10 protein-coding genes and 3 tRNA genes are annotated in these 14542 nt (G+C 56.3%); 6 read left to right on the top strand and 7 right to left on the bottom strand.

Annotation, left to right across the window (positions count from 1 at the left end):
* Position 1: 1 nt before the first annotated feature.
* Together frdB and frdA are read right to left on the bottom strand one after the other, a co-directional pair.
* Complete coding sequence (gene frdB / locus PGS10_RS15690) at positions 2–736, bottom strand: fumarate reductase iron-sulfur protein (protein WP_045362546.1); 735 nt, start codon at positions 734–736, stop codon at positions 2–4.
* Complete coding sequence (gene frdA / locus PGS10_RS15685; RefSeq protein WP_032713498.1) at positions 729–2519, bottom strand: fumarate reductase (quinol) flavoprotein subunit; 1791 nt, start codon at positions 2517–2519, stop codon at positions 729–731. Before frdA ends, frdB begins: the two co-directional genes overlap by 8 nt.
* 277 nt (positions 2520–2796) lie before the next feature.
* Here frdA and epmA point away from each other — a divergent pair, with 277 nt between their 5' ends.
* Together epmA and yjeM are read left to right on the top strand one after the other, a co-directional pair.
* Positions 2797–3774, top strand: a complete 978-nt coding sequence (gene epmA / locus PGS10_RS15680; protein WP_045380118.1) for an elongation factor P--(R)-beta-lysine ligase — start codon at positions 2797–2799, stop codon at positions 3772–3774.
* 202 nt (positions 3775–3976) lie between these two features.
* Positions 3977–5479, top strand: coding sequence for a glutamate/gamma-aminobutyrate family transporter YjeM (gene yjeM / locus PGS10_RS15675; protein WP_316423221.1), 1503 nt, complete (start codon positions 3977–3979; stop codon positions 5477–5479).
* Between the two features lie 43 nt (positions 5480–5522).
* Here the strand turns inward: yjeM and mscM are convergent, their stop codons facing one another.
* The 3 genes from mscM to rsgA all read right to left on the bottom strand — a co-directional run bounded on the left by mscM (position 5523) and on the right by rsgA (position 11048).
* A complete protein-coding gene (gene mscM / locus PGS10_RS15670; RefSeq protein ID WP_213797877.1) occupies positions 5523–8849 on the bottom strand; it encodes a miniconductance mechanosensitive channel MscM in 3327 nt (1108 codons plus the stop codon).
* Between the two features lie 24 nt (positions 8850–8873).
* The gene (gene asd, locus PGS10_RS15665; RefSeq protein ID WP_316423220.1) at positions 8874–9836 is read right to left on the bottom strand and encodes an archaetidylserine decarboxylase; all 963 of its coding nucleotides are present in this window, start codon (positions 9834–9836) and stop codon (positions 8874–8876) included.
* 150 nt (positions 9837–9986) lie between these two features.
* Positions 9987–11048, bottom strand: a complete 1062-nt coding sequence (gene rsgA, locus PGS10_RS15660; protein ID WP_015368642.1) for a small ribosomal subunit biogenesis GTPase RsgA — start codon at positions 11046–11048, stop codon at positions 9987–9989.
* Between the two features lie 94 nt (positions 11049–11142).
* Here rsgA and orn point away from each other — a divergent pair, with 94 nt between their 5' ends.
* Positions 11143–11688, top strand: a complete 546-nt coding sequence (orn, locus tag PGS10_RS15655; protein ID WP_015704162.1) for an oligoribonuclease — start codon at positions 11143–11145, stop codon at positions 11686–11688.
* 41 nt (positions 11689–11729) lie between these two features.
* On the opposite strand, the gene PGS10_RS15650 is transcribed toward orn, so the two are convergent.
* Positions 11730–12461 carry an arginine ABC transporter substrate-binding protein gene (locus PGS10_RS15650; protein WP_047046396.1) on the bottom strand — a complete coding sequence of 244 codons (732 nt, stop codon included), beginning with the start codon at positions 12459–12461 and terminating at the stop codon, positions 11730–11732.
* A 292-nt stretch (positions 12462–12753) separates the two neighbouring features.
* Here PGS10_RS15650 and PGS10_RS15645 point away from each other — a divergent pair.
* From PGS10_RS15645 to PGS10_RS15635, 3 genes are all read left to right on the top strand, one after another.
* Positions 12754–12829 (top strand) — tRNA-Gly (locus tag PGS10_RS15645).
* Between the two features lie 71 nt (positions 12830–12900).
* A tRNA-Gly gene (locus PGS10_RS15640) sits at positions 12901–12976 on the top strand.
* A 71-nt stretch (positions 12977–13047) separates the two neighbouring features.
* Positions 13048–13123, top strand: a tRNA-Gly gene (locus PGS10_RS15635).
* A gap of 270 nt (positions 13124–13393) precedes the next feature.
* Here PGS10_RS15635 and queG read toward each other — a convergent pair.
* Positions 13394–14533, bottom strand: coding sequence for a tRNA epoxyqueuosine(34) reductase QueG (gene queG, locus PGS10_RS15630; RefSeq protein ID WP_045396859.1), 1140 nt, complete (start codon positions 14531–14533; stop codon positions 13394–13396).
* Between the last annotated feature and the right edge of the window lie 9 nt (positions 14534–14542).

Below are 14542 nucleotides of genomic sequence, written 5' to 3'. Positions count from 1 at the left end.
CTTAGCGTGGTTTCAGGGTGGCGATCAGGAAGTCTTTCGAACTTTCTACCTTACCCTGCTGAATGGCGGCCGCCGGGTCGACATGCTTCGGACAAACTTCGGAGCAGAAGCCAACGAAAGTACAGCTCCACACGCCGTTCTGGCCGTTGAGCTGCGCCATACGTTCCTTTTTGCCGTGGTCGCGGCTGTCTTCGTTGTAACGATGGGCGAGGGTGATCGCCGCCGGGCCAATGAACTCCGGATTCAGACCAAACTGCGGACAGGCGGCATAGCACAGACCGCAGTTGATGCAGCCGGAGAACTGATGGTATTTCGCCATCTGCGCCGGAGTTTGTTTATTTGGCCCCTGATCCGGCGTGCGGTTATTTCCGATGATATACGGCTTAATCGCTTCCAGGCTTTCGATAAAGTGGGTCATATCGACCACCAGATCGCGCTCAATCGGGAAGTTGGCCAGCGCTTCGACCTTCAACCCTTTGGTATAATCGCGCAGGAAGGTTTTACAGGCCAGTTTGGGCACCTTGTTGACCATCATGCCGCAGGAGCCGCAGATCGCCATGCGGCACGACCAGCGGTAGCTTAAATCCGGCGCAAGGTTATCTTTGATATAGCCCAGCGCGTCGAGCAGCGAGGTTTGTTCGTCGTAGGGGACTTCATAGAAAGCGCTGTGCGGCGCGGTGTCGACTTCCGGGTTGTAGCGCACCACTTCAACTTTCAGTTTGTTCATCTCAGCCATGGGTCGTCTCCTTCTTCTCAGCGGCTTCCGCTTCGGCGCCATAGACGCGTTTAGCAGGCGGCAGAGTGGTAATCTTCACATCGCCATACTCCAGGCGCGTGCTGCCGTCGGCCTCACGGAAGGCGAGCGTATGCTTGAGGAAATTGACGTCGTCGCGTTCAGTGCAGCCTTCATCGAGGCGCTGGTGGGCGCCGCGTGACTCTTTACGCGCGATAGCGGAGTGCGCCATACATTCGGCGACGTTGAGACCATGGCCCAGCTCAATGGTGTAGAGCAGGTCGGTATTAAACACGCTGGAGGTGTCGGTGATACGCACGCGCTTAAAGCGCTCCTGCAGCTCGGCCAGCTTATCGATGGTTTTCTGCATCAGCTCCGGCGTGCGATAGATACCGCAGCCTTCTTCCATCGACATACCCATTTCATCGCGGATTTTGGCCCAGTTTTCATTGCCCTGCTGGTTAACGAGATCTTTAAGACGGTTTTCAACGTCGTTGACCTGCGCATCCAGCGCCGCGTTGTTGGCTTCGCCCGCGGCCATTGCGCGCTGCATGGCTTGCTCACCGGCAAGGCGGCCAAAGACCACCAGCTCGGCGAGCGAGTTGGATCCCAGACGGTTGGCGCCATGGAGACCGACGGAGGAACATTCTCCGACGGCGAACAGGCCCTTGATGCGGGTTTCGCACTGTTGGTCAGTTTCGATGCCTCCCATCGTGTAGTGGGCGGTCGGGCGCACCGGAATGGGCTCTTTCACCGGATCGACGCCAACATAGGCTTTCGCCAGTTCGCAGATGAACGGTAGGCGTTCAAGCAGTTTCTTCTCGCCGAGATGACGCAGGTCGAGATAAACCACGTCGCCGCGCGGCGTCGGAATGGTGTTGCCTTTGCGCCACTCGTGCCAGAAGGCTTGAGAAACTTTATCGCGCGGGCCGAGTTCCATGTATTTGTTTTTCGGCTCGCCGAGCGGCGTTTCCGGCCCCATGCCGTAATCCTGCAGGTAGCGATAGCCGTTCTTATTCACCAGAATACCGCCTTCGCCGCGGCAGCCTTCGGTCATCAGGATCCCCGAGCCCGGCAGGCCGGTTGGGTGATACTGGACGAACTCCATGTCGCGCAGCGGGACGCCGTGGCCCAGCGCCATGCCCATGCCATCGCCGGTGACGATGCCGCCGTTGGTGTTATAGCGATAGACGCGGCCAGCGCCGCCGGTAGCCATGACGACCGCATTGGCGCGAATTTGCACCAGCGTGCCTTCCATCATATTCATTGCCACCAGGCCGCGGGCCTGGCCGTCATCGACCAGAATATCCAGCACGAAGTGCTCGTCGAAACGTTGAATTTGCGGGAACTGGAGGGAGGTCTGGAAGAGGGTATGCAGCATATGGAAGCCGGTTTTATCGGCGGCGAACCATGTACGTTCGATTTTCATCCCGCCGAAGCGGCGAACGTTGACGCTGCCGTCCGGGCGGCGGCTCCACGGGCAGCCCCACAGCTCAAGCTGGGTCATTTCCGTGGGGCAGTGGTGTACGAAATAGTCTACGACATCCTGTTCACAGAGCCAGTCGCCGCCGGCGACGGTGTCGTGAAAATGGTATTCAAAGCTATCGTGATCCTGCGCGACCGCCGCAGAACCGCCTTCAGCGGCGACGGTATGGCTACGCATTGGATAGACTTTTGAAATCAGTGCGATTTTGGCTTTTGGATTAGCCTGCGCAGCGGCGATGGCTGCGCGAAGACCTGCTCCGCCTGCGCCAATGACGACAAGATCGGCTTGAAAAGTTTGCACGACATTCCTCCAGTTTTTGTGTATTTCGCCGCCGGGCTGGCGAAAAAGTATCACTGCTCCTTTATAGGTAAATGAGTATAGCCATAGGGATGTTGGGGAAAATTGACGCGTTCGATTTTTTTATCAATCCGTGCGCTGATTTATCAATTTTATTTATGCAATTAAGTTAGCAATAAATTATCAGGATGTAATATCGCCGCCGGATTGCACAAAATTTGTTTCACTCGACGGTTGCGAGTAGACTTCGTGCCCTTGTATGAAATCGGAGAAAAGTACCATGAGCGAGACGGCAACCTGGCAGCCGAGCGCATCCATTCCAAATCTGTTAAAACGTGCGGCTGTAATGGCGGAAATTCGCCGTTTCTTTACCGACCGCGGCGTGCTGGAGGTGGAAACGCCTTGTATGAGTCAGGCAACGGTGACCGATATCCACATGTTCCCGTTTGAAACCCGTTTCGTCGGCCCCGGCCACTCTCAGGGTCTGAATCTGTATCTGATGACCAGCCCGGAATACCACATGAAGCGGCTGCTGGCCGCCGGGTGCGGGCCGGTATTTCAGCTGTGCCGAAGCTTTCGCAATGAAGAGATGGGCCGCCACCACAATCCAGAGTTCACCATGCTGGAGTGGTACCGTCCGTGCTACGACATGTACCGTCTGATTAACGAAGTTGACGATTTACTGCAGCAGGTGCTCGAGTGCCAACCCGCGGAAAGCCTCTCTTATCAACAGGCCTTCCAGCGCTATCTGGAGATCGATCCGCTGTCGGCGGACAAAACCCAGCTGCGTGAAGTGGCGGCAAAACTCGATCTCAGTAATATCGCTGATACGGAAGAAGATCGCGATACGCTGCTGCAGCTGCTGTTCACCATGGGCGTAGAGCCGCACATCGGTAAAGAACGTCCGACTTTCGTCTATCACTTCCCGGCAAGCCAGGCTTCGTTGGCGCAGATCAGCACCGAAGATCACCGCGTCGCCGAACGCTTTGAGGTCTACTACAAGGGGATGGAGCTGGCGAACGGTTTCCATGAACTAACCGACGCGCGCGAACAACAGCAGCGTTTTGAGCAGGACAACCGCAAACGTGCGGCCCGCGGCCTGCCGGAGCAGCCCATCGACTATAACCTGTTGGCCGCGCTGGAAGCCGGCCTGCCGGATTGTTCCGGCGTCGCGCTGGGCGTAGACCGCCTGGTGATGCTGGCACTGGGGGTAGAGACCATCGGCGAAGTGATCTCGTTCACCGTCGATCGCGCCTGATTAACTGCGCTTCCCTTTCATGAGGAGAGGGAAGCCGTTTCCCGTCGTTAGCGTTATCCCCTTCATTCAAAGATTTTTACAGTTCTCCCGACTGCATTAGCCCTAATAACCACAATTTCAAACTGGAATATTGCTAGGATCCGCGTTCTATTTCTGCTTACCTGGCGACGTCGTTCGGCGACGCTCACGTTTGGATCGGTTTATGCCTCAACAAATCAAGAAGATGAGCCTGATTGGGCTGATATTAATGATCTTCACTTCGGTGTTTGGCTTTGCCAATAGCCCTTCGGCGTTTTATCTGATGGGTTATAGCGCGATGCCGTTTTATCTTTTCTCGGCGCTGTTTTTCTTTATTCCTTTCGCCTTAATGATGGCGGAGATGGGCTCGGCCTATCGTAAGGAAGAGGGCGGGATCTATTCGTGGATGAACCGTAGCGTCGGGCCGCGCTTTGCATTTATTGGCACCTTTATGTGGTTTTCATCCTATGTGGTGTGGATGGTCAGCACCGCGGCGAAAATTTGGGTCCCGTTTTCGACCTTTCTGTTCGGCGCGGATAAAACTCAGAGCTGGGCTTTTGCCGGCTTAACCTCGACGCAAACCGTCGGCGTACTGGCCGCCTGTTGGATGGTGCTGGTGACGCTGGTGGCGGCGAAAGGGATAAATAAGATTGCCAAAATTACCGCCGTCGGCGGTATCGCGGTGATGTGCCTGAATCTGGTACTGCTACTGGTGAGCGGGGTGATTCTGCTGCTGAACGGCGGTCATTTCGCCCAGCCGCTGGATTTCACCGCGTCGCCGAATCCAGGATATCAATCGGGTCTGGCGATGCTGTCTTTCGTGGTGTTCGCCATTTTCGCCTATGGCGGGATTGAAGCGGTCGGCGGGCTGGTGGATAAAACCGAGAAGCCGGAAAAGAACTTTGCCAAAGGCATTATTATCGCCGCGCTGGTGATTTCGATCGGCTACTCGCTGGCCATCGTGCTGTGGGGCGTCAGCGCCAACTGGCAGCAGGTATTGAGCAACCACAGTACCAACCTCGGCAATATCACCTATGTGTTGATGACCAGCCTTGGCGCAACGCTTGGACAAGCGCTGCATCTGTCGCCGCAGGCGGCGGCGCTGACCGGCGTATGGTTTGCGCGCATTACCGGGTTGTCGATGTTCCTGGCCTATACCGGCGCATTCTTCACCCTGAGCTATTCACCGCTGAAGGCGATTATTCAGGGGACGCCGAAAGCGCTGTGGCCGACGATGATGACCAAAGTCAACGCCAATGGTATGCCGGCTAACGCCATGTGGCTGCAATGCCTGCTGGTGAGTCTGTTTATTCTGCTGGTCTCTTTCGGCGGCGATACCGCCTCGGCGTTTTATAACAAGCTAACGCTGATGGCTAACGTCTCGATGACCTTGCCGTATCTGTTCCTGGCGATCGCGTTCCCGTTCTTTAAGGCCAAAGCCGAGCTCGATCGTCCATTTGTGATGTTCAAAAGCCGCATAAGTACGCTGCTGGCAACGACGATAGTGGTACTGGTGGTAGCGTTCGCCAATATCTTCACCGTTATTCAGCCGGTGATGGATTCCGGTGACTGGAACAGTACGCTATGGATGGTCGGCGGGCCGATTTTCTTCTCGCTGTTGGCATTAGGGATCTACGAGAACTATCGTCAGAGAACGGCGGTACAGGTAGCCCTGGCGGAGGGTTAAGAAAGAGAATGCCCGGTGAATCGCTCACCGGGCTAGTTAGTGCTTACAAACTTCCTGGGGTACGGCTGCTTTTACCCGCTGAGTTCAGCGGCTGACTGCTGCGCAGACCATCCAGGCTTTCCAGACGCATCTGGAACGGTGGGAACGGCATGTCGATGCCGTGCGCGCGGTAACCGGCAAGAATCAGTTGATGCAGCTCATGACGCAGCGGCATACGGTGGCCCATCTCGGCGGCGTAAATACGCAGCTCGAAAATCTGAATCCCCTGCTGCAGGTCAACGAGAAACGCTTCCGGCGCCGGGGTATCAATCACCAGCGAGCAGCGATGAGCGGCGGTCAACAGAATCTGTGTAACCTCTTCCGTATTGGCCTCCGCGGGCGCCGGGATAGTCAACACCACACGAGTGACCGAATCCGACAGCGACCAGTTGATGAACTGTTCGGTGATGAACGCTTTGTTCGGCACGATGATTTCTTTACGGTCCCAGTCGCTGATGGTGGTGGCGCGGGTATTTATTTTCGTCACGCTACCGGTCAGGCTACGGATAGTGACCGTATCGCCGATACGGATCGGTTTCTCAAACAGGATAATCAGGCCGGAGATAAAGTTGGCGAAGATTTCCTGTAGACCAAAACCTAGACCGACGCTGAGCGCCGCCACCAGCCACTGCAGTTTCGACCACTCAATACCAATCATCGAGAAGCCAACCAGTCCGCCGATCAGCATCAACAGATATTTGGTGATGGTGGTGATGGCGTAGCCGGTACCCGGCGTCAAATCCAGATGTTGCAGAATCGCCAGTTCCAGCAGCGCCGGGAGATTGCGCACCAGCTGGGTGGTGATAATCAGCACCAGAATGGCGATCAATACCGCGCCGAGGGTAATGGGCTCAAGACTTTCGACGCCCTGTACCGTGGAGGTCACGTCCCACAGCGAGATATTTTCGAGGAAGCCGAATGCCGAGTGAATTTCCGACCACAGGATAATCACCGACAGCAGGGCTATCAGCATCAGCAGCGAACGGACCAGGCGCAGGGACTGGGTACTGATGGCGTCGAGGTCGACTTCGCTGACTTCCGCTTCGACCGAGCCTTCGGTGCTGGTGGAGTGGGCGGTATCTTCTTCGCCGCGGGCGCGCTGGGCGAGGATTTCCGCCCGGCGGTGTTTGGCGCGATCGAAGGCCAGACGCCGACGCTGAATCAGCATCCAACGGCGGATGATATGGTAGACCACCAACAGCAGGAACCAGATGGCGACCGAGGTTTCCAGTCGCGCCAGTAGCGCCTGCGAGGTGGCAAGATAGCCCACTGCCGCCGCCAGCATCGCGATCAGCGGCGCGCCTAGCAGCAGGTTCCACAGCAGACGGTTCACCATGTTCTCGCCGTCGCCCGCTTTATCAAGATACAGCGGGATCCCGGCGTGCTTCAGGCTCAAGGTAACCAGCGCCAGCGCGCCGCATATCAGCATGAAGCACAGGCGGCCCAGAGAGGCCGAGAATTCACGGTCGTTGAGATTATCGAACATGATCAGCGCCATAATCAGCGGTACGATCAACCCGATGCTCATCAGGTAGTAACGCATGGCTTTGGCGACGCGGTTGCGTGGCCAGCCGAAGTGGGCGATGAACAATCCATTCGGCCGGGCGAAGGTGGCGCAAATCATCACCACCCATAGTAGCGGCACGGTGGCGGTCACGCCGTCGCCAATGGCGACCGCCAGCGGGAAGGGCCAGGCCGCCTGCAATCCATAGCCGAGCGTCATCCACAATACCGGCAGCGGAGATGCCACCAGAATTGACCAAAACACGGTACGCAGCGTCAGCCAGAAGTGATCCTGAGTCACCTTGCCGATCCGCGCGCTGGAGCGCTCAAGGAAGCGGGTAAAGTGGCGGCGCGAATAGATACTGAAGCCCACCAGCACCAGCGCGCCAAACAGCGGGAACAGCGTCTCTTTGCTGGTCAGCATCATGACGCTGGCCTTGCCGAGCTGGTTGATGGTATCAAGCGAGATCAGACGACGCAGATCCTGCACTACTTCCAGCGGCCAGGAGAAGCCAATCGGGCTGACGTCCGAGGTCCAGAACAGATAGCGGTGGGTTGCTTCGTTAATCTCTTTCAGCGCGTCTTCTAACTGGCCGTTGGCGACCTTCAGTTTCGTCAGTTCGAGCAGCAGGGTATCGCCGCCGCGCAGCAGCGAGTTAAGCAGCTCGCTCTGGGTACGCAGCTGCGCCTGCAGGATGCGGTTTTGTTCCGCGGTGAGCGGTTCGCCGTCGGCCTGGCGAATCAGACGTAATTGCGCCTGCTTGCTGAGCAGGTCTTCGTAATGCAAGCGCTGCACGCGCAACTGGGCCGTTTCAGTATCCAGTTGCTGGGGGCGCGGGCGCTCCGGCAGACGGGCGACCTGGGCGCGAAGCGCTTCGCCGAGTAGATTCGATGATCCCAGCCACTGCGACTGTTCGCGTAGGGTGTTCAGCGCCTGGCGCACCTGGAGCGTTTGATTGGTTGCCTGCCGCTGCTGCGAGGCAACCAGATCAAGGCGCTGGACCTGCTGGTTGAGCGCCTGCGATAGCTCGCGGTTAATTTTGAACTGGTCGATGATCCCCGGCGGCAGGTTTTCGCTGTTTTCCGCCAACAGCTCGGTACTCTCCAGCGCCTTTTCCGCTTCGCGTTGGCGCTGGCTGTTCTGCTGATTGCGCAGCGCCTGCAGGTAGGCATCGAGTTGTTCGCTCTGTTTCTGCGCCAGCTCAGAGCGGATGCGCGACAGCTCCTGGCGGTTGTTAGCGGAGAGTTGGGCCAGATCCAGCTCGTCGACCAGCGCTTTCAGACGCGCGGATTCCGCCTGCAGGCCGAGATTTTGCGCCTGCGCCAGCGGCGTATTGCCGGGCTGCGCGCCGATGCGGCGTTCAATTTCGTTAAGCTTGCGGCGGGCGTCGGTTTGCTGTTGAGGCAATTGGTTGAGAGAGTCGGCAATTTCCCGCGCCCGATCCTGCTCCTGCTGCGCCTGGCGGCTGGCTTCCAGAAGCTGGCTGCTGACCTGCAGGATCTCCTGATTCAGCGCGTCGGCGGTGAGGGCGGTAGGTACCTGGTGCGGCGTTTCGCTGACATTCGCTAACTGGGTGCGGAGAGTTTGAAACAGTTTGGGGAAATTATCGATAACATCCTGGTACTGGCGAGCACGCTCAACGGAGGCATTGCGTTCCTCCAGCGCATTCAACGCGGCTTGCAGGACCTCAACGGTTTCAGGCTGGGCGGGTTTCGCCGCCTTCGCCTGTTCCAGTTCCTGGGTGATTTGTTTGACGTCCGGGGCCGTCGCTGCGTACGCCCCGAAGCTGAGGCTCAAGGCCAACAGAAAAGTGTATATCAGGCGCACGGCGTAACCCTTTGTCGTCAGGAATTAACCTTCGTCTTGTTTGTCGTCAACCCGCGGGCTGGCGCGATGTTCGGCGCGGATTTCTTCTTCCGGCAACGGCGCAGGTTCCGCGGATATGTCCGCTTCTACGGCCGTCGCCAGCGGTTCGCCGATTTTGGTGACTGACAGGCTTTGCAGCTGTTCAACCAGCTTCACCTGGCCTGGCGCAAACAGGTTAATCACCGTTGAGCCCAGCTTAAAGCGCCCCATCTCCTGCCCCTTCAACAGCGCAACGGAGCCTTCGCTTTCGCCCGCAGGCCAGGTCCAGCGCTTGATAATGCCTTCGCGTGGCGGCGTCACGGTGCCGGACCAGACGGTCTCGATGCTGCCAACAATCGTTGCGCCCACCAGAATCTGCGCCATTGGACCGAATTCAGTATCGAACAGGCAGATGACGCGCTCGTTGCGGGCAAACAGGTTCGGTACGTTTTGCGCCGTCAGGTGGTTGACCGAGAACAGATCGCCCGGAACGTAGATCATTTCGCGCAGGATGCCGTTGCACGGCATATGCACGCGGTGATAATCGCGCGGTGACAGGTAGGTGGTGGCGAAGCTACCGTTACGGAACAGGTCGGCCATCTGGTAGTTACCTGCCAGCAGGGCCTCCAGGGTGTAATTGTGGCCTTTGGCCTGCAGAATTTTGTCATCTTCGATAGCGCCAAGCTGGCTGATAACGCCGTCAGCCGGCATCACCAGTACGTTGGGATCGGTGTTGAGCGGGCGAACGTCATCACGCAGCGGGCGGACGAAGAAGTCGTTGAAGGTGCGGTAAGCGGCGGTATCCGGCTTCTGCGCCTCTTTCATATCGACCTTGTAGTATTTGACGAACAGATCGATAACCAGTTTAGTCAGCCAGCCTGCTCGTTTACTTGCCCCCCAGCCTGCGAGGCGGGTGAGCCACAGTTTAGGCAGAATGTATTGCAGTGAGAGTTTAAACGAGTTTAACAAGGTAGCCTCCAGGCCGTTAATTGTCGTTCCTGACCCCGCTTTGGCGCGGGGTACTGAAAAGGGGGACGATTCTATACGTAAACTTCAGCGAATTGTATCCGCGCCGTCTTGCTGGCAAAGCGAGTACGTATAGCGACGACAGCTTAAATGTCAGTCGTCGGTTGATGAAAAGCTTTTACGCGTTTTTACCTGCACCTGTTCCATACTTTCCAGGATGCGGTGATAGTTGGCGAAACGGCTTTCAGCGATAGCGCCTTTTTCTACCGCTTCGCGAATGGCGCAACCTGGGTCGGTGTCGTGCTTGCAGTCGCGATACTTGCAATGGCCTAAATAATCATGGAATTCGACAAAGCCGTTGGTGATTTGTTCCGCATCAAGATGCCACAGCCCGAACTCGCGCACGCCCGGAGAGTCAATCACATCGCCGCCGTGCGGGAAGTGATAAAGACGCGCGGCGGTGGTGGTGTGCTGGCCGAGCCCTGACACATCGGAGACGTCGTTCGTCAGGATTTGCTCATCCCGCAGTCCCAGCAGCGTGTTCAGCAGGCTGGATTTACCCACCCCGGACTGGCCGGCAAAGATGCTGATGCGCCCGGTCAGCGCCTCTTCAAGCGGCTTCAGGCCGTCCTGAGTATGGCTGGACACCATCAATACCGGATAACCGATCTGGCGATAGATATCCATCTGCTCGTTGACGAAGGCCATGCCGTCATCGTCCAGCAGGTCTATCTTATTCAGTACCAGTAGCGGTTCGATATTCTGCGCTTCGCAGGCCACCAGATAGCGATCGATAATATTGAGCGACAGTTCGGGTAAAATGGCCGAAACCACGACGATTTGGTCGATATTTGCCGCGATAGGCTTCACGCCGTCGTAAAAGTCCGGGCGCGTTAACACCGAGGCGCGTTCATGTACCGCTTCGACGATACCTTTGACGTTGACCCCGTCGGCGGCGTCTTTACCTGGCCGCCAGACCACGCGGTCGCCGGTCACCAGGGAACGAATGGTCCGGCGAATGTTGCAGCGGTGGGTCGTGCCATCCGCGGATTCGACATCGGCATGCATACCAAAACGGCTGATGACGATACCTTCAGAAGGCTCGCCAAACAGGTTGTCATCGTAGTCGGCCTTCTCCGAAGTCGTTTTCAGGCGGCGCTGGTGGTTGGCCTTGACGCGGCGCTGCTGGCCTTTGGAGAGCTTATTTTTACTCAATCGAACTGGCTCCTGGTCGCCCTGATGGGGCAAAACCTCTATGATACACGCTATTTTAGATGAATATAGTCACGCAAGAAGGGTGGAAAATAGCATGAGTGCAGATGAAAACAACCTGATTTGGATCGATCTTGAGATGACGGGGCTGGATCCCGAGCGCGATCGCATTATCGAAATCGCCACCCTGGTCACCGACGCGAATCTTAATATTCTGGCAGAAGGCCCGACCATTGCCGTGCACCAGTCTGATGCTCAGCTGGCGCTAATGGACGAATGGAACGTGCGCACTCATACCGGCAGCGGGCTGGTCGATCGCGTGAAGGCCAGTACCGTGGGCGACCGCGAAGCGGAACTGGCCACTATTGAGTTTCTCAAGCAGTGGGTGCCGGCGGGAAAATCGCCAATTTGCGGCAACAGCATCGGTCAGGACCGCCGCTTCCTGTTCAAATATATGCCGGAACTGGAAGCTTACTTCCATTATCGCTATCTCGACGTCAGCACCCTGAAAGAGCTGGCGCGCCGCTGGAAGCCGGAAATCCTCGATGGCTTTAAAAAGCAGGGCACTCACCAGGCGATGGACGATATCCGCGAATCCGTCGCCGAACTGGCTTACTATCGCGAGCATTTTATTAAGCTCTGAAGCGTAAACGGGGCCGACATGGCCCCGTTCTTTTTGCTGCCTTACTTAAACCATTTCTGTTCCATCTGCTGGAACTCCGGCGACGCCTTCACTGCCTCCAGCGCGTCGTTAATCTGCTTAAGCAATTCCGGGTCGTCTTTGCGTACCGCGATCGCATATTGTTTGCCGTAGTAGGCCGGGTCGGTGGCGCGCTCTTTCATCTCGGCGTAATCAGGATTATCCGCCAGCCACTGGTCCATCGTCGCTAAATCGCCGATCGCGCCGTCGACTTCGCCGCTTTTCAACGCCGCCAGCGCGTCGCTATCGTTGCCAAAGGCGACGGTTTGAATGCCTTTTTGTTTATCGCGTAGATAACGCTGGTGGACGCTACCTTTGACGACGGCGAGCTTTTTACCCTGCAGGTCGGCAAACCCGTGGGCGGCGTCTTTTGCCGTGACTACCACTCCGGAGAGCTCCTGGCGATAAGGTTGGCTGAAGGCAACCTGCTTTTCACGCATCGGCAATACTTCAACGCCGGCAATAATAGCGTCGAACTTTTTAAAGCGTAGCGCCGGGATGAGGGTATCAAAGCGCTGCGGCGTGAATTTGCATTCCGCCTGCATCTGTTTACACAGCGCATTGGCCAAATCAATGTCAAAACCCGTAGGTTGACCTTTGCCTTTGACGGTCTCAAACGGCGGATTGGCGGTTGTGGTGCCAAAATGGAGCGTCTCGGCGGAAGCCGTTCCGATAATCGATGTGGTCAGCAGCAGGACGGAAAGCGCTTTTTTCATTCTGAATCCCTGATAGTCGTCATGGTGGACCTTTTCGCGGATAGCCACCGCGGTGTCATGCGGGCGATTTTGCGCCATTCGCGCGGGGGGAAAAAGATATTTTGCTAATTATGGCGGTTATTTATACAATTCAGTGGGCTGTGTGGCGAGAAAATGTCCATTCAAACAAAAAACGAAAAAAAGTGCTCGCCAGGGGGTTGCAGGTGAATCGAATTCTCGTATAATGCGCCTCCCGTAACGACGCAGAAATGCAAATTACGACGCCATCGAAATATGGCAAAAAAGCAGTAACGCGGGAATAGCTCAGTTGGTAGAGCACGACCTTGCCAAGGTCGGGGTCGCGAGTTCGAGTCTCGTTTCCCGCTCCAAAATTTGAAAGCAGCACCATACCAAAACATAGTTTTCAGGCTACCGGCAGGTAGATTGAAAGCCGATGTAAGCGGGAATAGCTCAGTTGGTAGAGCACGACCTTGCCAAGGTCGGGGTCGCGAGTTCGAGTCTCGTTTCCCGCTCCAAAATTTGAAAGACACACCATACCAAAGCATAGTTTTCAGGTTACCAGCAGGTAAATTGGAAACCGATGTAAGCGGGAATAGCTCAGTTGGTAGAGCACGACCTTGCCAAGGTCGGGGTCGCGAGTTCGAGTCTCGTTTCCCGCTCCAAATTTCTTCCTTTATCCAATTTATCCACAGTGCGAAATCGCGCCGGGGATGATTTTCATTGCCTATCCCAAAATACTGTAAACAGAGTTATCCACAGGCTGTCGTTTGGCTGACTGCGCGACAAATGCTTCACTTTGTAAATAGTATTGTTGTATCTGATTGAAATTTAACATTTAAATTTCATTTCAAACTGTTAATTCGATCACTTGACGTACGTCTGCCCGTTGAAACGCAATGTGTTTTTGTTTTTATTCACAGCCTGTGAATGAATCAGGCGTCGCGCGGCAATCCTTTCTCGACCACCCGGACCAGGCGTAGTTTCTGCGGCAACTGCACTTCGACAACGTTGGCATTTCGCTTTTCGATCTGCTGCGCAACCGCCCATTCAATGTGTTCATCGAGAAGTGGGTGCTCACCTCGGCGACTTTCCAGCGCCGCCAGATTGGCTTCATTCCACGGGGCATTACCGATCGCGACGGCGATATTGCGTAGCCAGCGTAAGTGGCCGATACGACGTATCGCCGACCCCTCGGTGACTTTCAGGAACCAGGCTTCGCTCCAGGCGAACAGCTCAATCAGCTGCGGCGCATGTAGCGCTTTACGCGGGCTGAAGTCCTCTTCATCGGTAAGCTGCGAAAAACGGTTCCACGGACAAATCAACTGGCAATCATCGCAGCCGTAAATACGGTTGCCGATCAGCGGACGAAATTCTTCCGGGATGGCGCCTTCCAGCTCGATGGTCAGATAAGAGATGCAGCGCCGCGCGTCGACGGTATAGGGCTCGACGATGGCGCCGGTCGGGCAGATAGTCATACAGGCGACACAGCGCCCGCACTCTTCGGCAACCGGCTGGTCTACCGGCAGCGGAAGATCGATGAGCAATTCGCCGAGGAAGAAAAACGATCCGGCGTCGCGGCTTAAGATAAGTGAGTGCTTACCTGTCCAGCCAAGCCCCGCTTTTTCAGCGATGGGCCGCTCCAGGATAGGCGCGGAATCGACAAACGGTCTAAAATTGAGCGAAGCACACTGTTCCTGAATCATCTCGCCAAGTTTTTTCAGGCGGTTACGTAGCAGCTTATGATAATCACGCCCCAGGGCATAACGGCTAACGTAACCCAGCGCGGGATCTTTCAGGGTGCTGGCGAAAGCAGCATTGGCGGGCAGATAGTTCATACGCACGCTAATCACGCGTAGCGTACCGGGCAGCAGTTCATGCGGCCGGGCGCGCATCATGCCGTGGCGAGCCATCCATTCCATTTCGCCATGGTATTGTTTATCCAGCCATGCCTGTAACTTAGGTTCGCTGGCGCTGAGATCGGTATCGGTAATACCAACCTGCTGGAAGCCAAGCTCGGTGCCCCATTGTTTGATTTGTTGCGCTAACTGATTGAGATCGAGGGGCTGTGACATGATGGACCA

Origin of the sequence: Klebsiella sp. 141153 (assembly GCF_032601995.1) — a bacterium.
GTDB lineage: Bacteria > Pseudomonadota > Gammaproteobacteria > Enterobacterales > Enterobacteriaceae > Klebsiella > Klebsiella aerogenes.
This window is presented reverse-complemented; position numbering and strand designations above follow the sequence as displayed.

What these genes read in the sequence shown, in the direction of transcription:
- frdB (WP_045362546.1), bottom strand. Translation starts at nt 736, where the DNA reads ATGGCTGAGATGAACAAACTGAAAGTTGAAGTGGTGCGCTACAACCCG.
- epmA (WP_045380118.1), top strand. Translation starts at nt 2,797, where the DNA reads ATGAGCGAGACGGCAACCTGGCAGCCGAGCGCATCCATTCCAAATCTG.
- yjeM (WP_316423221.1), top strand. Translation starts at nt 3,977, where the DNA reads ATGCCTCAACAAATCAAGAAGATGAGCCTGATTGGGCTGATATTAATG.
- orn (WP_015704162.1), top strand. Translation starts at nt 11,143, where the DNA reads ATGAGTGCAGATGAAAACAACCTGATTTGGATCGATCTTGAGATGACG.
- PGS10_RS15650 (WP_047046396.1), bottom strand. Translation starts at nt 12,461, where the DNA reads ATGAAAAAAGCGCTTTCCGTCCTGCTGCTGACCACATCGATTATCGGA.
- queG (WP_045396859.1), bottom strand. Translation starts at nt 14,533, where the DNA reads ATGTCACAGCCCCTCGATCTCAATCAGTTAGCGCAACAAATCAAACAA.